The sequence below is a fragment of the Burkholderia sp. TSV86 genome (genome assembly GCF_001522865.1).
Classification (GTDB): domain Bacteria; phylum Pseudomonadota; class Gammaproteobacteria; order Burkholderiales; family Burkholderiaceae; genus Burkholderia.
Genome location: NZ_LOWB01000015.1, coordinates 134734 through 155695 on the forward strand (window position 1 = coordinate 134734; position 20962 = coordinate 155695).

Annotated in this window: 20 protein-coding genes and 1 other RNA gene; 8 read left to right on the forward strand and 13 right to left on the reverse strand. The window is 65.5% G+C overall.

Annotated elements, in window-relative coordinates; translation table 11 throughout:
* Nucleotides 1-58: 58 nt before the first annotated feature.
* Nucleotides 59-471: RNase P RNA component class A (gene rnpB / locus WS68_RS01320), an RNA gene on the forward strand.
* 89 nt (nucleotides 472-560) lie between these two features.
* On the opposite strand, the gene WS68_RS01325 is transcribed toward rnpB, so the two are convergent.
* The gene (locus tag WS68_RS01325; RefSeq protein ID WP_059515953.1) at nucleotides 561-983 is read right to left on the reverse strand and encodes an OsmC family protein; all 423 of its coding nucleotides are present in this window, start codon (nucleotides 981-983) and stop codon (nucleotides 561-563) included.
* Between the two features lie 675 nt (nucleotides 984-1658).
* On the opposite strand from WS68_RS01325, the gene rplM reads away from it, so the two are divergent.
* The 3 genes from rplM to erpA all read left to right on the forward strand — a co-directional run bounded on the left by rplM (nucleotide 1659) and on the right by erpA (nucleotide 3063).
* A complete protein-coding gene (gene rplM / locus WS68_RS01330; RefSeq protein ID WP_059569075.1) occupies nucleotides 1659-2087 on the forward strand; it encodes a 50S ribosomal protein L13 in 429 nt (142 codons plus the stop codon).
* Nucleotides 2088-2098: 11 nt separating this feature from the next.
* Nucleotides 2099-2491, forward strand: coding sequence for a 30S ribosomal protein S9 (gene rpsI / locus WS68_RS01335; RefSeq protein WP_004194309.1), 393 nt, complete (start codon nucleotides 2099-2101; stop codon nucleotides 2489-2491).
* Nucleotides 2492-2694: 203 nt separating this feature from the next.
* A complete protein-coding gene (gene erpA, locus WS68_RS01340; protein ID WP_059569076.1) occupies nucleotides 2695-3063 on the forward strand; it encodes an iron-sulfur cluster insertion protein ErpA in 369 nt (122 codons plus the stop codon).
* A 170-nt stretch (nucleotides 3064-3233) separates the two neighbouring features.
* Here erpA and WS68_RS01345 read toward each other — a convergent pair whose 3' ends face one another.
* Nucleotides 3234-4373 (reverse strand): methionine aminotransferase, encoded by a 1140-nt coding sequence (locus WS68_RS01345; RefSeq protein ID WP_059569077.1) that lies wholly within the window; start codon nucleotides 4371-4373, stop codon nucleotides 3234-3236.
* A 228-nt stretch (nucleotides 4374-4601) separates the two neighbouring features.
* Here WS68_RS01345 and WS68_RS01350 point away from each other — a divergent pair, with 228 nt between their 5' ends.
* Entirely contained in the window at nucleotides 4602-5696 is a 1095-nt protein-coding gene (locus WS68_RS01350) for an ABC transporter substrate-binding protein (RefSeq protein ID WP_231752924.1), read from the forward strand.
* 62 nt (nucleotides 5697-5758) lie between these two features.
* Here WS68_RS01350 and WS68_RS01355 read toward each other — a convergent pair whose 3' ends face one another.
* Nucleotides 5759-6859, reverse strand: coding sequence for an anhydro-N-acetylmuramic acid kinase (locus tag WS68_RS01355; RefSeq protein ID WP_059569079.1), 1101 nt, complete (start codon nucleotides 6857-6859; stop codon nucleotides 5759-5761).
* Nucleotides 6860-7069: 210 nt separating this feature from the next.
* Here WS68_RS01355 and tyrS point away from each other — a divergent pair, with 210 nt between their 5' ends.
* From tyrS to WS68_RS01370, 3 genes are all read left to right on the forward strand, one after another.
* Entirely contained in the window at nucleotides 7070-8311 is a 1242-nt protein-coding gene (gene tyrS, locus WS68_RS01360) for a tyrosine--tRNA ligase (RefSeq protein WP_059569080.1), read from the forward strand.
* Between the two features lie 142 nt (nucleotides 8312-8453).
* The gene (gene dtd, locus WS68_RS01365; protein WP_059569186.1) at nucleotides 8454-8912 is read left to right on the forward strand and encodes a D-aminoacyl-tRNA deacylase; all 459 of its coding nucleotides are present in this window, start codon (nucleotides 8454-8456) and stop codon (nucleotides 8910-8912) included.
* Nucleotides 8913-8939: 27 nt separating this feature from the next.
* A complete protein-coding gene (locus WS68_RS01370) occupies nucleotides 8940-9602 on the forward strand; it encodes a histidine phosphatase family protein (RefSeq protein ID WP_059569081.1) in 663 nt (220 codons plus the stop codon).
* A 268-nt stretch (nucleotides 9603-9870) separates the two neighbouring features.
* Here the strand turns inward: WS68_RS01370 and WS68_RS01375 are convergent, their stop codons facing one another.
* From WS68_RS01375 to WS68_RS01425, 10 genes are all read right to left on the reverse strand, one after another.
* Nucleotides 9871-11019 (reverse strand): ParB/Srx family N-terminal domain-containing protein, encoded by a 1149-nt coding sequence (locus WS68_RS01375; protein WP_059569187.1) that lies wholly within the window; start codon nucleotides 11017-11019, stop codon nucleotides 9871-9873.
* Between the two features lie 106 nt (nucleotides 11020-11125).
* Nucleotides 11126-12082: an oxygenase MpaB family protein gene (locus WS68_RS01380; RefSeq protein WP_059569082.1), complete on the reverse strand. Its 957-nt coding sequence runs from the start codon at nucleotides 12080-12082 to the stop codon at nucleotides 11126-11128.
* Between the two features lie 26 nt (nucleotides 12083-12108).
* Complete coding sequence (ruvB, locus tag WS68_RS01385) at nucleotides 12109-13179, reverse strand: Holliday junction branch migration DNA helicase RuvB (RefSeq protein WP_059569083.1); 1071 nt, start codon at nucleotides 13177-13179, stop codon at nucleotides 12109-12111.
* A gap of 111 nt (nucleotides 13180-13290) precedes the next feature.
* The gene (ruvA, locus tag WS68_RS01390; protein WP_059569084.1) at nucleotides 13291-13872 is read right to left on the reverse strand and encodes a Holliday junction branch migration protein RuvA; all 582 of its coding nucleotides are present in this window, start codon (nucleotides 13870-13872) and stop codon (nucleotides 13291-13293) included.
* A 190-nt stretch (nucleotides 13873-14062) separates the two neighbouring features.
* Nucleotides 14063-14605 (reverse strand): crossover junction endodeoxyribonuclease RuvC, encoded by a 543-nt coding sequence (gene ruvC, locus WS68_RS01395; protein ID WP_059569085.1) that lies wholly within the window; start codon nucleotides 14603-14605, stop codon nucleotides 14063-14065.
* A 196-nt stretch (nucleotides 14606-14801) separates the two neighbouring features.
* A complete protein-coding gene (gene purH / locus WS68_RS01400) occupies nucleotides 14802-16379 on the reverse strand; it encodes a bifunctional phosphoribosylaminoimidazolecarboxamide formyltransferase/IMP cyclohydrolase (protein WP_059569086.1) in 1578 nt (525 codons plus the stop codon).
* A gap of 57 nt (nucleotides 16380-16436) precedes the next feature.
* A complete protein-coding gene (locus WS68_RS01405; RefSeq protein WP_004194052.1) occupies nucleotides 16437-16670 on the reverse strand; it encodes a Fis family transcriptional regulator in 234 nt (77 codons plus the stop codon).
* Nucleotides 16667-17731 carry a tRNA dihydrouridine synthase DusB gene (gene dusB / locus WS68_RS01410; protein ID WP_059569087.1) on the reverse strand — a complete coding sequence of 355 codons (1065 nt, stop codon included), beginning with the start codon at nucleotides 17729-17731 and terminating at the stop codon, nucleotides 16667-16669. The genes WS68_RS01405 and dusB overlap by 4 nt, the downstream gene beginning before the upstream one ends.
* A 566-nt stretch (nucleotides 17732-18297) precedes the next feature.
* Nucleotides 18298-19491: a UbiH/UbiF/VisC/COQ6 family ubiquinone biosynthesis hydroxylase gene (locus tag WS68_RS01420; RefSeq protein ID WP_059569188.1), complete on the reverse strand. Its 1194-nt coding sequence runs from the start codon at nucleotides 19489-19491 to the stop codon at nucleotides 18298-18300.
* Between the two features lie 43 nt (nucleotides 19492-19534).
* Nucleotides 19535-20950, reverse strand: coding sequence for an aminopeptidase P N-terminal domain-containing protein (locus WS68_RS01425; RefSeq protein ID WP_059569089.1), 1416 nt, complete (start codon nucleotides 20948-20950; stop codon nucleotides 19535-19537).
* Nucleotides 20951-20962: the final 12 nt, after the last annotated feature.

Here is a 20962-nt window from a genome sequence, read left to right on the forward strand (position 1 = left end):
CCGGTGGGCACTTACAGCTTGAACGGACGCCGCCTCGCGGTGCTAAAATTCCGTCCGCAAAGCAGGCCAGGCAGCCGCGGCTTTCGCGGTTTTGCCGCGAAGGGCGAGGAAAGTCCGGACTCCAATAGGGCAGGGTGATGGCTAACGGCCATCCGTGGCGACACGCGGAACAGGGCAACAGAAAGCAAACCGCCGATGGCCCGGCGCAAGCCGGGATCAGGTAAGGGTGAAACGGTGCGGTAAGAGCGCACCGCGGCTGCGGCGACGCAGACCGGCACGGTAACCTCCACCCGGAGCAATTCCAAGTAGGCAGGCGCGCATTTTCGGATGCAGGACGGTGCCCCCGTCTCGTCTGCGGGTAGGAAGCTTGAGCGCGTCAGCAATGGCGCGCCTAGAGGAATGGCTGCCACGGATCGCGCGCTTTCGAGCGAGCGGTCTGCACAAAATCCGGCTTATCGGCCCGCTTTGCCAATCGATAAACGAAAGGCCGCCGCTGCATCGTGCAACGGCGGCCTTTTTTCGTTCGGCCGATCCGGTGCCTGGCCTCGGCGCGGGCGGGCTTATACGGCGACGATCTCGAACGAGTGCGTGAGCTCGGCCGTTTTTGCCAGCATGATCGAAGCCGAGCAGTACTTGTCGTGAGACAGATTGATCGCGCGTTCGACGGTTGCGGGATTCAGATTGCGGCCCGTTACCGTGAAGTGAAAGTGGATCTTCGTGAAGACCTTCGGGTCCTCGCTCGCGCGCTCGGCCTTGAGCGACACCGAGCAGCCGGTCACTTCTTGGCGGCTCTTCTTGAGGATCAGCACGACGTCATACGCGGTGCAGCCGCCCGTGCCGACCAGCACCATTTCCATCGGGCGCGGCGCGAGGTTATGCCCACCGCCTTCCGGCGCGCCGTCCATCGAGACAAGGTGGCCGCTGCCCGTTTGGGCGGCGAATGCCATGCCATCCTGTCCCATCCAGCTAATCTTGCATTCCATGCGTGAGCTCCAGCGTTGCTTGATTTAATTGTCAATCGGCATTGTAGCCCTGCACCGGGCGCGTGGCTGATGCGGTGCAATATGGCCGAGCGCAGCGCCCGGCGAGGCTTCGCGGGCGATTCGACGAGCCGGCAAGCCCCTGCCGGATCTAGGGGTTTGGCTTGAGAAGAAAAAATGGGGCACGTTGCAGACGGTAGCCTATCTGTTTGATTCGAAAGAAGGATGGGGATTACTTCGCACGGCCTCAAAAATTTTCGTATTGTAAAATCATATTTCTCAATGCGGTTTTTCTTGTCCTACCCAGATCGGCCTCGTATAATGTGTCACATTGGTTGTCGCGCTGCGGCAACCTCCGCATGTCTCCTCCACCCTCCTCCTTTGGTGGATTAAGCCCGAACCGGCGGTTCGGGCTTTTTTTCGTCTGCTTTTTCGTCGAATGCAAGTTTCGACGGACATTTTTCGCATCCACCGCTGTCATTACGCATCCGGCGTTAGCCGGTCACAGTGGTCAATGCCGATTGCCATTGACCAGTCAATGCAAATCTCTTTATAATTCAGGGCTTTTCCGCATTCATGCCCACGGAAAAAGAACAGGGAGAGCCTGCACCGCGCCACGAAGCGCACATAGACAAGCAGGAAAAGAACATTGGGCACAGCAAATTTATTGGATCGATCATGAAGACGTTTTCCGCAAAAGCCCATGAGGTGGCGCGCGAATGGTACGTGATTGACGCGACGGATAAGGTTCTCGGCCGTGTCGCCAGCGAAGTGGCACGCCGTCTGCGCGGCAAGCACAAGCCTGAGTTCACCCCGCACGTCGACACCGGTGATTTCATCATCGTCATCAACGCGAGCAAGTTGAAGGTCACGGGCAATAAGGTTCTCGACAAGAAGTACTACCGTCACTCGGGCTACCCGGGCGGTATCTATGAAACGACGTTCGGCAAGATGCAGGAACGCTTCCCGGGCCGCGCGCTCGAGAAGGCGGTCAAGGGCATGCTGCCGAAGGGCCCGCTCGGCTACGCGATGATCAAGAAGCTGAAGGTCTACGCTGAAGCCACGCATCCGCATTCGGCGCAACAGCCGAAGGCGCTCGAGATCTAAGGGGAGCCCACATGATCGGTAACTGGAACTACGGTACGGGCCGCCGCAAGAGCGCAGTCGCTCGTGTCTTCATCAAGGCTGGCAAGGGCGACATCGTCGTCAACGGCAAGCCCATTTCCGACTACTTTTCGCGCGAAACGTCGCTGATGATCGTGCGTCAGCCGCTGGAACTGACGAACCATGCGCAGACGTTCGACATCAAGGTGAACGTGTCGGGCGGCGGTGAAACGGGGCAGGCAGGCGCGGTGCGTCACGGCATCACCCGCGCGCTGATCGACTACGACGCGACGCTGAAGCCGGCGCTGTCGAACGCAGGCTTCGTCACGCGTGATGCGCGTGAAGTCGAGCGTAAGAAGGTCGGTCTGCACAAGGCACGCCGCGCGAAGCAGTTCTCGAAGCGTTAATCGCTTGTGCCGCGTGCCGTTGTACGCGGTGTCGCAGCAAGAAAAACCGCCAGTTTTTGCACTGGCGGTTTTTTTATGTGTGCGCGGTTTGTGTTTGCGCAAGGAATGCGCAAAAAATGTCCGCGCGCATCTTGATTTCTCCTGCGCAAGCACGATCTGCGGATCGGTCCTACAATAGCGCCAATGCTTTTTGGAGAGTTCGCATGAACGCTGTCACCGAATCCGCGGCAATCACCGAGATGCCGGCTCCGTTCGTCTTCACCGACGCGGCGGCCGACAAGGTCAAGCAATTGATCGACGAAGAAGGCAACCCCGACCTCAAGCTGCGCGTGTTCGTGCAGGGCGGCGGCTGCTCGGGTTTCCAGTACGGCTTCACGTTCGATGAAGAAATCAACGAGGACGACACCGTGATGAACAAGAACGGCGTCCAGTTGCTGATCGATTCGATGAGCTATCAGTATCTGGTTGGCGCCGAAATCGACTACAAGGACGATTTGAACGGCGCACAGTTCGTTATCAAGAATCCGAACGCGACGACGACTTGCGGCTGCGGTTCGTCATTCTCGGTTTAATGCCGGGTGTAATTGCCGGATAGTCGGAAACGGGGCGCAATGCCCCGTTTCTTTTTGGCGGAGGCCGAACCGCGGTGAGCGATTCGGCCTGATTGCGGGGTTGCGGCGGCAGCCGGCAGGCGTGAAGCCGCGTCCAGCGCGGCAATAACGCCGTGGCGGCGCTGCGCCGCTCAGAGTTCGGCCAAGCGTCTGCCGCCCTCGCGCAGCGTCGCGTCGTCCTTGCAGAAACTCAAGCGCACCAAGCCGGTATCCGAGCCGTCACGGTAAAAGCTCGACAGCGGAATCACGCCGACTTGCTTGCGACGCAGCACATCGAGCACGAAATCCTGGTCGCTCGCGTCGTAAAAGCCGCGAAAACGCGCCAACATGAAAAAACTGCCTTGGCTCGGGACGATCTCGAGCCGCGAGCCGGCCATCGCGTCCACGAGCAGATCGCGCTTGCGCTGGTAGAACGCCGGCAGGTCAAGGTAGCTCGAGGGCCGCGTCAGCGCATCGGCAAGCGCAGCTTGCAGCGGCGCAGGCGCCGAAAACACCAGGTACTGATGAACCTTGCGAATTTCGGCCGTCAGTTCGGCCGGCGCCACGCAGTAGCCTACCCGCCAGCCCGTCACGCTATAAGTCTTGCCGAGCGACAGGACGACGACGCTACGCTCGGCCAGCTCCGGATAGCGCGACATGCTGTGATGCGTGCGTGCGTCGTAGACCATGTGTTCGTACACTTCGTCGGCGAGGATCACGATGTCGGTGCCGCGCGTCACGGCGATCAAGCGGTCGATGTCGTGCTGATCGAAGACCACGCCAGTCGGATTGTGCGGCGTGTTGACGATCAGCATCCGGGTTCTGGGCGTGATTGCCGCGGCCACTTCGTCCCAATCGATGCGCAACGTATCGAGCCGAATTTTGAGCGCAATGGGCGTTGCGCGTTGCAGCCGGATCGCCGGTTCGTAGCATTCGAATGCTGGCTCGAAGAAGATCACTTCGTCGCCGGCACTTACGAGCGCGCTGATCGCCGAATAGATTGCCTCGCTGCCGCCTGCGGTTACGGTGATCTCGCGATCGACATCGTAGCGGGCGCCATATAGCGCGGCGGTTTTTTCCGCGAGGATTTCGCGCAGCGCCGGCAGACCAGGGATCGGCGCGTATTGATTGAAACCATCCTGCATCGCCTGCGTCGCGGCGCGAATCAATTCGGCGGAGGGCGCAAAGTTGGGCGCGCCCTGCCAGAGATTGATCGCCTGATAGTCGGCGGCCTGCCGGGCGATCACGGCGAAGATGGACAGCCCGCTGTTCGGTAATTTGGAGGAGCGCATGGAGCGGTTCCGGTCGATGCGGCGGAGTCGTCCATTGTATCGGCACTGCGGCCGCAGCGAGCCGGTGTGCCGGCTGCGGGCGAGCAGGAGCGCCCGTGCGTGAATGGCGTCAGCGGGAAAAAATGAATTTCCTCCGATTATTCAATTATTGAAGCCGACTGATATAAGCTGGCCACGCTAGAAAATTCAATTCAATAAAATTGCGGAGGGTTAATGAAAAAATTATGGATGGTTGTTTTTGCATTTGTCATATCGATATCGAATGCGAGCGGCTCTGATCGGGTTTCGGTGGACGAAGCCACAATCCTGAATCAGCTTTATCGCGATGCGCTTGCCGAAGGCGGCGCGTTGACCGTCTATGCCGGCGGCGATACGGCCAATGCCGGGGATGGCGTGGCAGAGCGCTTTCAGCAGCGTTTTCCCGGCGTCAAAATCGCGATTATCACGGATCTCAGTAAATTCCACGATGCGCGTATCGATAATCAAATCGCGCGCGATAGATTGTCGGTCGACGTTGCGCATTTGCAGACATTGCAGGATTTCCCTCGCTGGAAACGGGAGGGCGTGCTTTTGCGTTACGTTCCGCCGATCGGGTGGCGGAATATACCGGTCGATTTGAAAGATCCGGAAGGCTATTACACGGGGATCGGAATCTTCAGTCTCGGCTATGTCGTCAATACGACGCTCGTGCCGGCGGGCGAGGTGCCGCGTACCGCGCGCGATCTTTTGCAGCCGAGATTCAAGGGCAAGATCGTGCTGACTTATCCGAATGACGACGATGCCGCGCTGTTCATTTTCTATCAAATCGTCCAGCAGTACGGATGGGCATATCTGGACGATTTGATCGCGCAGCGGCCGTATTTCAGGCGCGGCTCGGTCGGTGCCGGGCAGGATGTGGCGTCGGGGAAATATGCGGTCAGTCTCGATGCATGGTGGCCGCTGAAAGCGCCGGCGGGCAGCACCGCGCGCTACGTCACGCCGCAGGACGCGTTCATGACCTGGCCGCAGACGGCGGCTATTTTCAAGAATGCGCGTCATCCCGCCACGGCGAAGCTGTACGTGAACTGGCTGTTGTCTCGCGAATTCCAGAGCAGCGATCTTGCCGCGCAATGGCCGATCAGAACCGATGTGGCGCCGGCGGCGGGGTATCGGCCGATCTGGGCCTATCGGAACACGGACCCGGCGGCGTTCGCGCGTTTCATGAGTGATCGGGCGGAAGTGGAGCGTTTTCGCGCGCAACTCGCGCTGTATGTGGGCGAAGCGCAGGGGCCGAATCCAACCGGCGTCAGCGGGCTGCTGCCGTCCGCTTCCAGCTCGCGCTGACTTGGGGGCGGGCGGTATGCCGGCGCCGTATTGATCGCGGCGGCGCTGGCCTTGCCGCCGGCTCAGCGCGGATACAACGCGCCGAGCACGCGTTCGCCCGCCGCGCCCGTGACGGTCGGCAGGTTGCCCGGCTCGCGCGCGGCGAAGCGGCGCGCGAGCCACGCGAACGCGAGCGCTTCGACTTGCTGCGGCGGCACGCCGAGCGCGGTTGTCGTGTCGACGGCCGCGCCCAGCCCGCGCGCGGCGACGGCGGCCGACAGCGCGTCGAGCAACACCGGGTTGCGCGCACCGCCGCCGCATACGTAGACGGCCTCGCAATCGCGCGCGTGCCGCGCGATTTCATCGGCGACGCTTTCGGCCGTGAGCGCGACGAGCGTTGCTTGCACGTTTTCCGCCGGCAGCGTGGCGAAGCCGCGCAGCTTCGCGTCGAGCCAGTCCGGGTTGAACAGGTCGCGGCCCGTGCTTTTCGGCGGCGGCGCGCGGAAGTAAGGTTCGTCGAGGAGCGCGGCGAGAAGGGCGGCGTCGGGCGTTCCGCGCGCCGCGAAGCGCCCGCCGTCGTCATATGGCTGGCTCAGATGGCGCGCAGCCCACGCGTCGAGCAGCGCGTTCGCGGGTCCGCAGTCGAAGCCGCGCACCGTGCCGCCGTGCGCGGCGGCCGCGGGCAGGATCGTGATATTGCTGATACCGCCGAGATTGCAGACGACACGTGTGGTGCCGGGCGAGCCGAACATCGTCGCGTGAAACGCCGGTACGAGCGGCGCGCCCTGGCCGCCCGCGGCAACGTCGCGGCTGCGAAAATCGGCGATCACGTCGATGCCGGTCAATTCGGCCAACAGCGCCGGATTGTTGATCTGGCGCGTATAGCCGCGCTCCGGCCGATGCCGGACGGTCTGCCCGTGCACGCCGATCGCGCGCACGTTGCCTGGCGCGAGTTCGGCCGAGTGCAGCAATGCGCGGCAACATGCCGCGTAGCGCGCGGCGAGCGCGTTCGCGGCGAGCGCCTCGCGTTCGATCTCGTCGTCACCCGGCTGCTGCAGCGCGAAGAGCGCGTCGCGCAGCGCGCCGTCGAAATCGGCGAACGCCTGCGCCAGCACGGCGGGCGGCTTGCCGGCGTCGAACCGCACGGCGACGCCGTCCACACCGTCCATGCTCGTGCCCGACATCAGGCCGAAGTAGACGCCATCCGCGGGATGGCTGGGTTGCGTGCGCGAGGACGTCACGTTGATCGCTCCGGAGTCGTGGTTGAGCGGCGCGGGCGCGTTGCCGCGCGCTATCGCGCCCGATTATCCGCGCAAGCGGGCGCGGCGTTAAGCGGGCGACCCGCAACTTATGGGAAAATCGCTCTTTTTGCGACATTTCCTTTTCCTGCACCGATGAGCACCGATCCCACTTCGAAGCCAGCGTTCCCGATCACCGACGAAGTCCGCCACGCGCTCGCCGTTACGAAGCGCGGCGTCGACGAACTGCTGATCGAGGAGGAATTCGCGGGCAAGCTCGCGAGAAGCGCGGCGACGGGCAAGCCGTTGCGCATCAAGCTCGGCCTCGATCCGACCGCGCCCGACATCCACCTCGGCCATACGGTCGTGCTGAACAAGATGCGGCAGTTGCAGGATCTCGGCCATACGGTGATTTTCCTGATCGGCGATTTCACCTCGCTGATCGGCGATCCGTCGGGCCGCAACGCGACGCGGCCGCCGCTCACGCGCGAGCAGATCGAGTCGAACGCGAAGACGTATTTCGAGCAGGCGGCGCTGGTGCTCGACCGCGAGAAGACCGAAATCCGCTACAACAGCGAATGGTCGATGCCGCTCGGCGCGGATGGGATGATCAAGCTCGCGTCGCGCTACACGGTGGCCCGGATCCTCGAGCGCGAGGACTTCACGAAGCGCTTCCAGGGCGGCGTGCCGATCTCGATCCACGAATTTCTGTATCCGCTGATGCAAGGCTACGATTCGGTCGCGCTGAATGCCGATCTGGAACTCGGCGGCACCGATCAGAAATTCAATCTGCTCGTGGGCCGCGAGCTGCAGAAGCAGTACGGGCAGGAGCAGCAGTGCATCTTGACAATGCCGCTGCTCGAAGGGCTCGACGGCGTCGAGAAGATGTCGAAATCGAAGGGTAACTACATCGGCATCAGCGAAAAGCCGAACGACATGTTCGGCAAGCTGATGAGCATTTCCGACGTGCTGATGTGGCGCTACTACGAGCTGCTGTCGTTTCGCAGCCTCGACGAGATCGCGCAGTTCAAGCGTGAGGCCGAAGGCGGCCGCAATCCCCGCGACTTCAAGGTGCTGCTCGCGCAGGAGATCGTCGAGCGCTTCCATTCGCACGCGGATGCGCAGCGTGCGCTTGACGACTTCAATCATCGCGCGAAGGGGGGGGTGCCGGACGATATTCCGTCGGTGACGCTTGCCGGCGCGCCGCTTGCGATCGGCCAGTTGCTCAAGCAGGCGGGGCTCGTGCCGTCGACCAGCGAGGCGCTGCGCAATATCGAGCAGGGCGGCGTGAAGATCGACGGCGCGACGGTGTCGGATAAGGCGCTGAAAGTCGAGGCCGGCGAGTTCGTCGTGCAGGTCGGCAAGCGCCGCTTCGCGCGCGTGACGCTCACCGCATGAGCGCACGGCAAGCCGGCCGGCGGCTGGGGCGCGGCGGCGGCGCGTGTGCGGCCGCGCTGCGCGCCGTGAGCGTGGCTAAAACGCATGCCGCGGCGGTGTCCGCATGCACGGTGCAAGCGCGCACGGCAAGCGCGGCGGCGGCATGATCGCGCTGATCCAGCGCGTCAAGCGTGCGGATGTGCGCGTCGGCGAGCGCGTGACGGGCGAGATCGGGTCGGGGCTGCTCGCGCTCGTCTGCGCGGAGCGCGGCGATACCGAAGCGGTTGCCGATAAATTGCTCGCCAAGGTGCTCGGCTATCGTGTGTTCAGCGACGCCGCGGGCAAGATGAACTTGCCCGTGTCGAATCTCGACGGCGCAGGGCGCGCGGGCGGCCTGTTGCTCGTGTCGCAGTTCACGCTCGCGGCCGATACGGCCAGCGGCCTGCGGCCGAGCTTCACGCCCGCCGCGCCGCCCGACGAGGGCGCGCGGCTTTTCGACTACTTCGTGCGCGCCGCGCGCGCGCGCCACCCGATCGTCGCGACGGGCGAGTTCGGCGCCGACATGCAGGTGTCGCTCGTCAACGACGGGCCGGTGACGTTCTGGCTGCAGGTGCGCGCCTGATTCCGATGCGAGACCCCCACGATGACAATGGCCACGACGCAGATTCTCTTCATCCGGCACGGCGAAACCGAGTGGAACCGCATCAAGCGGATTCAAGGGCATATCGATATTCCGCTTGCCGAAACGGGGCTTGCGCAGGCCGGGCAACTCGCCGAGCGGCTCGCGCGTGATGCGCGCGCGGGCGTGCGTATCGATGCGATCTATTCGAGCGATTTGATGCGCGCGCGGCAGACCGCGAAGCCGGCGGCCGATGCGCTTGGTTTGCCGCTCACGCTGTCAGAGGGGTTGCGCGAGCGCGCTTACGGCGTGTTCCAAGGCTATGACAGCGCGCAGATTGAAGCGCGCTTTCCCGATGCGTATGCACGCTGGCAGACGCGCGACCCAGGTTTCGCGCCGGAAGGCGGCGAATCTCAGCGCGCGTTCTATCATCGTGTGCTGCACGAAGTCGAGCGGATCGTTGCCGCTCATCCGGGGGCGCGCATTGCGTGCGTCGCGCACGGCGGCGTGCTCGACTGCGTCTACCGGTTCGCGAACGATCTGCCGCTTGACGCGCCGCGTCACTACGCGCTGCTGAATACGAGCGTGAATGTGGTCGATTACGACGGCGGCCGGGCGCGCGTCGTGCGCTGGGCCGATGTCGATCATTTGAGCGCCGCAAGCGATGACGACGGATATCGGAAGGTGCTGTGACGGGGCGATGGGCGCGGCGCGCAGCTTAGGACGATAAGGGGCGCCGCGGGCCGTCGCGGCTTGCATCGTCGGCGTCCGTCATTGCCTGCGCGCATCGCCGCTGCTTCGATGGCCGGTTGCTGGGCCGGCGGCAGCGCGTCGGCCTGCCGCTGGCCATACTCACGCTTCACGCGTCTCGCGAGGGGACGGCCGCGCTGCGTGCGCTCGTACCGGCGATGCCCGCATCGCATTGCATCGCCGAACTTTTGCCGGGGGCGCTCGCTGCGCGTCAGCGCAGCTCGTGACGCGCCTTGTAATCGAGCGCATAGGCTATCTTGCCCGGCTTGTCGGCGGTGATCGGCTGGCGCAGCTTGTCGAATTCCCCCTTGTTGTATTTCTTGCCGCCATTGAGTTGGTCGGCGCGCCCGAGGTCGGCGCCCGTCTTGCCGTCGATTACCGGATCGGTTGACGCGACCATGCGCGCGGCTGCATTCCAGACAGCGTTCAGGTAGCCCGTGTCGGCGGTTGCCGGGTTGGGGTCGGTCGAGCCCGCGCGCGTGACGTCGTAGCCCGCGAGCGAGAACTTTTCCGGTTGCGTGCGCAGCCAATCGGCCCAGTAAAACTCGAGGTAGTCGGTTGCGCTTGCGGGCTTCGCGTAGCCGATGTCGCGCGTGAAATAGACGAGCGACCGGTATGGGTCATTGCGCAGGCCGAGCTTCAGGCCAAGCCCGGTGGGCAGCCGGTCCGGCGTGATCGGCTGGCCGTCGCCATCCTTCAGCCGCAAATAGCAGCGGTCTTGCATTTGCTGCCAGAACGCGTTGCCCGAATAGGCGCTGAGATTGTCCTTGACGACGACATGCACGTGCAGCGGCGCGCCGCCGTCCGGTGTTTCGTAATAGGTCGACAGGCCGTGGTGACCGTCGGTTACATAGAGCGTGTCGCCGTTCGGGCCGACGACGACGGGATTGAGGACCGAGCGCTCGCGCGAATCGGCGCTCGCCGCGCATTGGTAGCTCGCGGGGTCGCGCAGCGTGGATTGTGCGGCGTAGCCGTTTGTTGCGATGCCGCCAAGCCCTTCGTCCGCGCAGAAATCGTCGAACTTCTTGTCCGGTTGGCGCTCGTAGCGGCCGAGCTTGTAATAGATCTGGTCATAGCCGATCGCGCCTTGAGTCGGACGCAGCTCGCCAAGTGTTACGTCGAGCATGTCACCCGCGCGCGCGCTTTTCCATTTGCCTGGCTCGGGCGCAGGCTGCGCCGGATTGCCGGCATTCGCTGCGCTGCCGGGCTGTTGGCTCGGGTTCGCGCCGTCGGCGCCGGATGCTGGGCCGGCGGGGGCGGCGGGTACGTTCGACGAAGCAGAGGAGAACTCGTCGCCGCCGCATCCGGCCAGCACGGCGACGATCGGAAAAACAGCGAAAACGGTGTACAGACGTGGCATCGGGCGTGAGCTAATGAAGGTGGACGGCGCGCTGCTGACGCGCGTATAAATTGTCAGCATCGCGAATGAATGTGACGGGTATTTGAAATAATGTCGAAAAATCAGCTTATTGGCCGTTTCGATCTGGCGCTGCCGGCGCGGCGGCGACGCGCCGGCGCGCGCGCTTCGATACGCCGTTGACGAGCGCCCAGCGGACCATCGGCGCGACGATCCGCACACCGGGCCGCACCAATGCGCGGCGCACCGGCGCGAGTGCCGACAGCCCAAGCATTCGCTGCGCCCAGTCGGGCAGCAGATCGATGCCGGCATTGAAGAAGAGCGTGGCCGCCGGGCGCAACGCCGGTTTTGGCACCGGCGCGTTCAACAAAATGCGCACGACCTCTTGCGTGCGCTCGCTTGCCTCGAGTTCGGCGCGCGTTGCGGCGAAATATGCGCTGACCTCGGCGCGCGTCTTGGGGGCAGCGGCCGCGCCGAGCAACTCGGCGATGCGCGCCGTTTCCTCGAAGTAGCGATCCTGATCGGCGCCTGACAGCCGCGGGTTGACGTAACGCAGGTGCGCGGCAAGAAAACTCGAGACCTCGGCGACGTGCACCCATGTCAGCAGCGCCGGATCGCCCGCGCGATAAGGGCGCCCATCGGTTCCCGTGCCGACGACGGCTTCGTGAATCGCTTTCACGCGCGCTATCAGCCGCATTGCGTCGTCGCGGCTGCCGTATGTGGTGCCGGCGATGAAGGTCGCGGTGCGGCGCAGCCGGCCGAGGATGTCGGTGCGGAACGTCGAATGATCCCAGACGCCCGCGAGCGCGAGCGGATGCAACGCCTGCAGCAACAATGCGGCGATGCCGCCCGTCATCATCGACGTGAAGTCGGCATGCACCTTCCAGCACACCGAATCGGGGCCGAACAGGCCAGGATCGCCGGGCGGCGATGAATAGTCGAGCGACGGGCCGCCGCCGTCCGTCGTCAGATAGGTGACGCCCCCCGCGACGCGCGCGCGCACGCGTTCGACAAGCGGATGGCTGATCGGCGGAGCGGCGGGGTGCCTGCGCAGGGGCTCGGACATCGGTCGGCTCGCCGGGAAATCGTGGCTCAGCGCCCGGTGTCGGGCGCGTCCCAGAGGTTGCGCACGGCACTCGCGGCGTCCGGCGCGGCGAGCCCGAAATGCCGGTATGCGAGCAGTGTCGCGATGCGGCCGCGCGGCGTGCGCTGCAAGAAGCCCTGCTGGATCAGATATGGCTCGAGCACATCCTCGATCGTGTCGCGCTCCTCGCCGATCGCGGCGGCGAGATTGTCGACGCCGACCGGGCCGCCGTCGAACTTGTGCAGAATTGCTTCGAGCAGCTTGCGGTCCATCAGGTCGAAGCCAACCGGATCGACGTCGAGCATCGCGAGCGCGGCGTCAGCAATGGCCGCGGTGATATTGCCGTCGGCCTTCACTTCCGCATAGTCGCGCACGCGGCGCAGCAGCCGGTTCGCGATGCGCGGCGTACCGCGTGAGCGCTTCGCGATCTCCAGCGCGCCCATCGGATCGATCTGCGCGTTCAGCAGCGCGGCCGAGCGGCTGACGATTCGTGACAACTGCTCGGCGTCATAGAACTCGAGCCGCGCGACGATCCCGAAGCGGTCGCGCAGCGGATTGGTCAGCATGCCCGCGCGCGTGGTCGCGCCGACGAGCGTGAACGGCTGCAGGTCGAGCTTGACGCTGCGCGCAGCCGGCCCTTCGCCGATCATGATATCGATCTGATAATCCTCGAGCGCCGGATATAGGATTTCCTCGACGACGGGCGACAGCCGATGGATCTCGTCGATGAACAGCACGTCGTTCGCTTCGAGATTCGTGAGGAGCGCGGCAAGGTCGCCCGCGCGTTCGAGCACCGGGCCGGATGTCTGGCGCAGGTTTACGCCCATCTCGCGCGCGATGATGTGCGCGAGCGTCGTCTTGCCGAGGCCGGGCGGCCCGAACAACAGCACGTGGTCGAGCGCCTCGGCGCGGCGTTTCGCGGCCTCGATGAAGATTTCGAGCTGGCCGCGCACCTTCTCCTGCCCGACGTATTCATCGAGCTGGCGCGGACGCAGCGCGCGTTCGAACGCCTCTTCGTGCGAAGACGCGGGCGTGGCGGAAATGATCCGCTCGGCGGCGAGTTTGTCGGTTTCGATCATGCGGCCATTGTACCGCGTGGCGCGTTTCGTCCAATCTGGCCAAACGGCCTAATTGCCCGGTTGAGCCCGGCGTGCGAAGCTGGGTTCCGACACCGCGCCACACCGTAGCGGCTATGCCTTCGATAGCGCCCTGAGCGACAGCTTGATGCCTTCGGACACACCGGTGCCGGCCGGCACGTTCTTGATCGCCGCGAGCGCTTCTTTTTCCGAGTAGCCGAGCGCGACGAGCGCATTGAGAATATCGGTCGCGTGGTCCGACTGGGACGCGGCGCTTGCAAGCGCGCCCAGATCGGCGCCGAGTTTGCCTCTGAGTTCGAGCAGCAGGCGCTCGGCGGTTTTCTTGCCGATGCCGGGCACGCGGGTCAAGCGCGCCGCGTCCTGCAGCGTGACGGCCTGCGACAGTTCCGCGACGCTCATCCCGGACAGCACGGCGAGCGCCATCCGCGCGCCGACGCCCGTGATCTTGAGCAACTCGCGGAACGTCGAACGTTCCTGCGGCGTGAGGAAGCCGTATAGCAGATGCGCGTCCTCGCGAACGATCTGCTGGGTGAGCAGCACGACCTTCTCGCCCGTGTGCGGCAGGTTGTAGAACGTGCTCATCGGCACGTCGACCTCATAGCCGACGCCGTTGCAGTCGATGAGGAGATGCGGGGGATTTTTTTCGAGGAGGATGCCGGCAATGCGACCGATCATGGCGGTGGTGACACGTGACGGAAACCGCGAGTGTAGCGTACCGCGCGACCCGGGCGGCGTGGCGCCGCTCGCGATCGCATACGACTGCCGAAGTTGCGGCCGAACGCGCCCGATGCGCAGCGCAACGGCGGTGCGGGACGCTGCCGGCGGCGGCCAGCGCGCTCAGGCGCGAGCGCGCGGTTTGTGGCGCTCAGCCGACGAGCCGCCCGCGCCGCACGCGCAGCCCTTTTTTCGCGAGGGCGGGCGCGATGCCGCCGAGCGTGTTGAGCGTGTCGCCGCCGTGCGCGTGGCAAATCGCCATCCCGAGCGCATCGGCCGCGTCGGTGCCCGGCAGCCCGGACAAATTCAACAGACGCGCGACCATCTCCTGCATCTGCGTTTTTGTCGCGCGCCCGTATCCGACCACGGCCTGCTTGAGCTGCAGCGCCGTGTATTCCGCAACCGGCAGGCCGCCCGACACCAGCCCGCAGATTGCGGCGCCGCGCGCTTGGCCGAGCAGCAGCGTCGATTGCGGGTTGACGTTGACGAACACTTTTTCGATCGCCGCCTGCTCGGGCGAGTGTTCGCGGATCAGTGTCGCGATGCCGTCGAAGATCGTGCCGAGGCGGGTCGGCAGATCGGCGGTGGGGGTCTTGATCACGCCGCTCGCAACATACGCGAGCCGATGGCCGCTGACGTCGATCACGCCGAAGCCGGTGACGCGCAAACCAGGGTCGATGCCGAGAATTCGCATGAAGAAACGGGGAAACTGTCTGCGATCGATACTACACGAATGATGCGGCGGCCAGAGGCTTGCGCGTGCGGCGCTGACCGCGCGGCGCGGCGCGCCAGCGCCGATAAGCGTGCGGGCCGATAAAAAACCCGGCGGGGTCGCCGCCGGGCCGCCGGTTTGCGTCGCACGCGCTGGAGGGCGGCGCGCACGCCGCTCATCAATGGCGGAAGTGGCGCACGCCCGTCAGCACCATCGCGATGTTGTGCTCGTCGGCGGCCGCGATCACTTCGTCGTCGCGTACCGAGCCGCCTGGCTGGATCACGCAGGTCGCGCCCGCCGCAACGACGACGTCGAGGCCGTCGCGAAATGGGAAGAACGCATCCGAGGCGACCGCCGAGCCGGCGAGCGCGAGGCCCGCGTTCTGCGCCTTGATGCTCGCGATGCGCGCCGAATCGACGCGGCTCATTTGGCCCGCGCCGACGCCGAGCGTCATGCCGCTGCCGCAGAATACGATGGCATTCGACTTCACGTACTTCGCGACGCGCCATGCGAACAGCAGGTCGTCCATTTCCTTCGGCGTCGGGTGGCGTTTCGTGACGACACGCAATTCGTGCGGCTGCACGTTGCGTGTGTCGAGCGATTGCACGAGCAGGCCGCCGCCGACGCGCTTCAGATCGAAGGGACGGCTGTCGCTGGACGCCGCGGCGCCCGGTGCGATCTCGAGCAGACGCACGTTCTGCTTGGCGGCGAACACCTGCTTGGCGGCGTCCGAGAATGACGGTGCGATCAGCACTTCGACGAACTGCTTGGCGACCGCTTGCGCGGCGGCTTCGTCGACTTCGCGGTTGAACGCGATGATGCCGCCGAACGCGGAGGTCGGATCGGTCTGGAACGCCTTCGCGTAGGCTTCGGCCGCATCCGTGCCGAGCGCGACGCCGCACGGGTTCGCGTGCTTGATGATCACGCAGGCGGGGGCGTCGAATGTCTTCACGCATTCCCATGCCGCGTCCGAATCGGCGATGTTGTTGTACGACAGTTCCTTGCCCTGCAACTGGCGATAGTTCGCGAGCGCATCGGCTGGCGCTGCGAGGTCGCGATAGAACGCCGCGCTCTGGTGCGGGTTCTCGCCGTAGCGCAGATCCTGCACCTTGTCGAACGCCATGTTGAGCGTCGCCGGATAGGTGTGGCGCGACGCGTGCTGCAGTTCGTCGGTCAGGCTCGTCAGATAGTTGGTGATCGCGCCGTCGTACTGCGCGGTGTGCGCGAATACTTTCGTCGCGAGCCGGAAGTTCGTCTTGTAGCTGAGCGCGTTGCCGTTCGCCTTCATTTCGTCGAGCACCACGGCGTAATCGGCCGGATCAACGATCACCGTCACGTCGCGGTGGTTCTTTGCCGCCGAGCGCAGCATCGTCGGGCCGCCGATGTCGATGTTCTCGATCGCGTCGGCGAGCGTGCAGTCGTCCTTGGCGACCGTGGCGACAAACGGATACAGGTTCACGACGAGCAGATCGATCGTCGGGATGCCGTGCTGCTCAAGCGAGCGCATGTGCTCGGGCAGGTCGCGGCGCGCGAGGATGCCGCCGTGCACCTTCGGGTGCAGCGTCTTCACGCGTCCATCGAGCATTTCCGGGAAGCCGGTGTAATCGGCTACTTCAGTGACGGGCAGGCCGGCGTCGGCGAGCAGTTTCGCGGTGCCGCCTGTCGACAGCAGCTTGACGCCGAGCCCGGACAGCGCTTTTGCGAAATCGACGATGCCGGTCTTGTCGGAAACGGAGAGGAGCGCTTGCTTGATCATGATGGAGCCACCAATAGGCAGGATAACCAGGAAAACGGGGCGCGGCCGCGTGCGGCGCTACAGCAGGCCGTGCTGCTGCAGTTTCTTGCGCAGCGTGTTGCGATTGATGCCGAGGTACTCGGCGGCGAGCGACTGATTGCCGCCCGCCTGCTCGAGCACGACTTCGAGCATCGGCTTTTCGACGCACGACATCACCATTTCGTAGACGTCATGCGGATTGGAGCCGTCGAGATCCCGGAAGTAGCCATCCAGGCTGTCGCGGACGCATTGTTCGATGTTGTGCTTGCTCATGCTGCTAACTGGTTGGAATCGCCCAGCCCGCCGCGGCCGCCGTCCGCTTCGTCGACATAGACGAGACGATCGGACAGCGCCTGTTGCGCGTCGAAGAACTCGTTGACGGCGGCAAGCTGCTCGCGGGTGGAATCGAGCGTGTTCATTCGGTGCCGGAACCCATTCGCGCCGGAAAGGCCGCGAGTGTACCAGCCGATGTGCTTGCGTGCAGTGCGTACGCCCGTGAATTCTCCGTAGAACGCGTAGTGATCCTCAAGGTGCTCGTTCATGACCTGGCGGATCTCGTCAATGCGCGGCGGCGGCATCCGCTCGCCGGTTTGCAGGAAATGATCGATTTCGCGAAAGAGCCATGGCCTTCCTTGCGCGGCGCGACCGATCATCAGCGCGTCGGCGTGCGTCGCGTCGAGTACGGCCTTCGCTTTTTCCGGCGACGTAATGTCGCCGTTGGCGACGACCGGAATGCGCACCGCGGCCTTCACCGCGGCAATCGTCTCGTACTCGGCGTCGCCGTGGTACAGGTCGGCGCGCGTGCGGCCGTGCACGGTCAGCATCGAGATGCCGGCCGCCTCGGCGAGTTTGGCGACCGTCACCGCGTTCTTGTGCTCGCGATCCCAGCCGGTGCGGATCTTCAGCGTGACCGGCACGGCGTCGGGCCCGGTGCCGACCGCGGCGACCACCGCCTCGACGATTCGCGCGACGAGCGGCTCGTTTTGCAGCAGCGCGGAGCCCGCGGCGACGTTGCAAACCTTCTTTGCCGGGCAGCCCATGTTGATGTCGATGATCTGCGCGCCGTTGGCAACGTTGTAGCGTGCGGCTTCGGCCATCATCGCCGGGTCGGCGCCCGCGATCTGCACGGCGATCGGCTCGACCTCGCCCGCGTGATTCGCGCGGCGCATCGTCTTCTCGCTCTTCCAGAGCTGTGCGTTCGAAGCGACCAACTCGGACACGGCGTAGCCCGCGCCGAGGCGCTTGCAAAGCTGGCGGAACGGCCGGTCCGTGACGCCCGCCATCGGGGCGACGAACAGATTGTTGCGCAGGACGTGAGAGCCGAGAACGGGCATCGCAGTGGGGCCGCCCGCACGGGCGCGGGCAGGAGGTCGACGGACGGGAAAACGCGCATTTTACCGTAACCGCCGATGCCGCCGAATTGTGCAAATGTCGGTGATCGTTAAATCGGCGAGGAAGAGGGCGTGAAAGTGGCGCCGCGCATGGTCGCGGCAGGCGGCTCGCGGTGGCGCGACGTGTCGCGGCGTTTTTGCGGCAACGCAGTGTGCGGGTGAGGCGTGTCGCGCTGCCATGCAACGGCAGGTTATGTGCATGATGTTGGCGTTTGCCCGGAGCTTCGACGATTCGCGGCGATCGGCGCGCGAGCCGGGCAGCGGTTGTGCATCGCAGGCATGACGAAGCGACGCAGCCCGTCGATAAGTGGCAGCGCGCGCAGCGGGCCGATGCGGCGCGATATCGGCGCATCGGCCCGCCGGTTAGGGTGGGCGCCGGCGGGCGTGCCGGCGCGTTGCGTCACGCACCGCCCGCGCATGCCGGGCGGCTTTTACCGGATCGGGCCCGTGAGTTTTCGGGAAAACGGAAATGGCCGGCCGATTCGGCCGATTCGGCCGGCGCGGCACGCTTAGCGCCGCTGTCCGAACATCATCTGCCGCGCGATGGCCGTCTTGAGCGGCGGCACGCATTCGAGCGCGGTGAGCGCGGCGCCGCGCAGCAGTGCGAGCGGCGTCGAATCGATCGTGAAGAGGCGCGCGAGCGTATCCGTGGCGCTGATCGTGAGGCGCCGGTCGAGTGCGCGGCGCGCGTTGAACGCCGCGAGCGCAAGCGGCGTTGCGCCATGCTCGGACAGCGTCTCGACCAGGGTGTGCGCATCGCGCAAGCCGAGATTCAACCCCTGGCCCGCGACCGGATGCAGCGTTTGCGCGGCGTTACCGACGATTGCGATGCGGCCGTCGACGAGCGTGTCGGCCGCGGCGAGTCCGAGCGGAAACGACGCGCGCCCCGCGATATGCGTGAAACGGCCCATTCGCTCGCCGAACGCGATGCCGAGTTCGCGTAGAAACGCGTTGTCGGGCAACGCGCCGCGCCGCTGCGCGGCGTCGGGCGCGCAGCACCAGACGAGCGCATAGTCCGCTTGCCGCGGGCCGCCCAGCGGCAGCAGCGCGAGCGGGCCTTCGGCGGTGAAGCGCTCCCAGGCGACGCGCGGGCGCGGCGCCGATACCGAGACGGTGCCGACGAGCGCGGTTTGCCCGTAGTCTCGGCGCTGCGTGCGCTCGGCGAGCTTGCGTTCGCGGTCGCCGAAAAGCCCGCCTTCAGCATTGACGAGCACGCGCGTGCGCAGTATGCGCATGCCGTCCGGCGTCTCGATCGTCACGCTCACGCCTTCGGCATCCTGCGTGGGCGTTTGCGCGCAAGCCGGCATGAACCAGTGCACCGGCGCGCCGCGCGCCGCGCGCGCGAGCGACTCGACGATCGAGCCGTAGCGCGCGACATAGCCGAGTGCGGCGAGGTCGTGCTCGTCCCGGTCGATCAGCGTGCGCCCGAAGCGGCCGCGCTGCGACACGTGGATATGCTCGATCGGCGTCGCGTCGGCGGGCCAGCCGAGCGTGTCGAGCAGAATCCGGCTGCCTTGCGATACGGCGATCGCGCGCGGATCGTTTGCGCTCGCTTGCGGCGAGCGCGCGTCGATTAATGCGATCGACAGCGCGCGCGTGGCGCTGCGGCGCGTGAGCCAGCCGGCAAGCGCGAGCCCGACCGGGCCGGCGCCGACGATCGCGATATCGAAATCGAACGCAGGTGAGCAGGCGGCGGTCGTCATCGTGAGGGGTGGTTCGTTCTGGCGGGAAGGCGACGGGCGAGCGTCACGGCTGCCGCTGCGGTGACGGCGCGGCGGCGCGCGCATCGCGCATCAGCGCCTCGATCTCGCCCGCGGCCACCGGCACGCCGCGCGTGATCAGCTCGCAGCCGCCGGGGGTGACGAAGGCGTCGTCCTCGATCCGGATGCCGATGTTCCAGTACGCCGGCGGTACGTCATCGGCGGGGCGCACGTACAGGCCCGGTTCGAGCGTGAGCGCCATGCCCGGCTGCAGCACGCGCGACGGCCGTGCGCCGTCTTCGCCGCGCGGTGCACGGCGCTCGCGATAGTCGCCGCAATCGTGCACGTCCATGCCGAGCCAGTGGCCGGTGCGGTGCATGTAAAAGCGCGTGTACGCGCGCTCGGCGATCACGTCGTCGACGCTCGAAAAGCGCGCCTTCGGCACGAGGCCGGTGTCGAGCATGCCTTGCGCGAGTACGCGCACCGCGGCGTCGTGCGGATCGTCGAATGCCGCGCCGGCGCGCGTGGCCGCGATTGCGGCCTCCTGCGCGGCGAGCACGATGTCGTACAGCTCGCGCTGAGGGCCCGAAAAGCGGCCGTTCGCCGGAAACGTGCGGGTGATGTCGGACGCGTAGCCGTCGAGTTCGCACGCCGCGTCGATCAGGACCAGATCGCCGTCTTGAACGATCGCGTTGCCGGCCGGGTAATGAAGCACGCAGGCGTTCGCGCCGGTGGCGACGATCGAGCCGTAAGCCGGCGATTGCGCGCCGTGGTGGCGGAACGTGTACAGCAGTTCGGCTTCCAGCTCGTATTCGTGCACGCCGGGGCGGCATGCGGCGATCGCGCGGCGGTGCGCGAGCGCGGAAATATCGGCGGCGCGGCGCATGATGGTTTGCTCGTGCGTATCCTTGACGAGCCGCATGTCGTCGACGAGCGGCGTCAGATCGAACGCCGCGCGTGGCGGCGTGACGCCCGTGCGTTCGCGCGCGCGCACCGTGTCGAGCCAGCCGGCGATGCGGCGCTCGAGTTCGGCGGATGCGCCGAACAGATAGAAGAGCGCAGGCGCGTCGGCAATGAGGCGCGGCATCTCGGCATCGAGCGCGTCGTAGGCGAATGCGGCGTCGAAGCCGAAGGCGTCGCGCGCGGCGTCGGGGCCGAAATGGAAGCCTTCCCAGATCTCGCGCTCGGGATTTTTCGCACGGCAGAACAGAATCGTGCGCGGCTCGCTTGCCTCGGACGACGCGTCGAGCACGACAAGCGCATCGGGCTCGGCGAAGCCGCTCAGGTAATAGAAGTAGCTGTCGTGCCGGTACGGATAAGCGCTGTCGCGGTTGCGCATCACTTCCGGCGCGGTGTGGATGATCGCGACGCCGCCGCCTTGCGCGCGCAGCGCGGCCAGCACGCGGTCGCGGCGCTGGCGGTAGACGTCGAGGGCGATAGCGGATTCGGTCGGCTGGTTCATCACGCGATTGTA

Coding starts and splice junctions, on each gene's coding strand:
- WS68_RS01325 (WP_059515953.1), bottom strand. CDS start 983: ATGGAATGCAAGATTAGCTGGATGGGACAGGATGGCATGGCATTCGCC.
- rplM (WP_059569075.1), top strand. CDS start 1,659: ATGAAGACGTTTTCCGCAAAAGCCCATGAGGTGGCGCGCGAATGGTAC.
- rpsI (WP_004194309.1), top strand. CDS start 2,099: ATGATCGGTAACTGGAACTACGGTACGGGCCGCCGCAAGAGCGCAGTC.
- erpA (WP_059569076.1), top strand. CDS start 2,695: ATGAACGCTGTCACCGAATCCGCGGCAATCACCGAGATGCCGGCTCCG.
- WS68_RS01345 (WP_059569077.1), bottom strand. CDS start 4,373: ATGCGCTCCTCCAAATTACCGAACAGCGGGCTGTCCATCTTCGCCGTG.
- WS68_RS01350 (WP_231752924.1), top strand. CDS start 4,602: ATGGTTGTTTTTGCATTTGTCATATCGATATCGAATGCGAGCGGCTCT.
- WS68_RS01355 (WP_059569079.1), bottom strand. CDS start 6,859: ATGTCGGGCACGAGCATGGACGGTGTGGACGGCGTCGCCGTGCGGTTC.
- tyrS (WP_059569080.1), top strand. CDS start 7,070: ATGAGCACCGATCCCACTTCGAAGCCAGCGTTCCCGATCACCGACGAA.
- dtd (WP_059569186.1), top strand. CDS start 8,454: ATGATCGCGCTGATCCAGCGCGTCAAGCGTGCGGATGTGCGCGTCGGC.
- WS68_RS01370 (WP_059569081.1), top strand. CDS start 8,940: ATGGCCACGACGCAGATTCTCTTCATCCGGCACGGCGAAACCGAGTGG.
- WS68_RS01375 (WP_059569187.1), bottom strand. CDS start 11,019: ATGCCACGTCTGTACACCGTTTTCGCTGTTTTTCCGATCGTCGCCGTG.
- WS68_RS01380 (WP_059569082.1), bottom strand. CDS start 12,082: ATGTCCGAGCCCCTGCGCAGGCACCCCGCCGCTCCGCCGATCAGCCAT.
- ruvB (WP_059569083.1), bottom strand. CDS start 13,179: ATGATCGAAACCGACAAACTCGCCGCCGAGCGGATCATTTCCGCCACG.
- ruvA (WP_059569084.1), bottom strand. CDS start 13,872: ATGATCGGTCGCATTGCCGGCATCCTCCTCGAAAAAAATCCCCCGCAT.
- ruvC (WP_059569085.1), bottom strand. CDS start 14,605: ATGCGAATTCTCGGCATCGACCCTGGTTTGCGCGTCACCGGCTTCGGC.
- purH (WP_059569086.1), bottom strand. CDS start 16,379: ATGATCAAGCAAGCGCTCCTCTCCGTTTCCGACAAGACCGGCATCGTC.
- WS68_RS01405 (WP_004194052.1), bottom strand. CDS start 16,670: ATGAGCAAGCACAACATCGAACAATGCGTCCGCGACAGCCTGGATGGC.
- dusB (WP_059569087.1), bottom strand. CDS start 17,731: ATGCCCGTTCTCGGCTCTCACGTCCTGCGCAACAATCTGTTCGTCGCC.
- WS68_RS01420 (WP_059569188.1), bottom strand. CDS start 19,491: ATGACGACCGCCGCCTGCTCACCTGCGTTCGATTTCGATATCGCGATC.
- WS68_RS01425 (WP_059569089.1), bottom strand. CDS start 20,950: ATGAACCAGCCGACCGAATCCGCTATCGCCCTCGACGTCTACCGCCAG.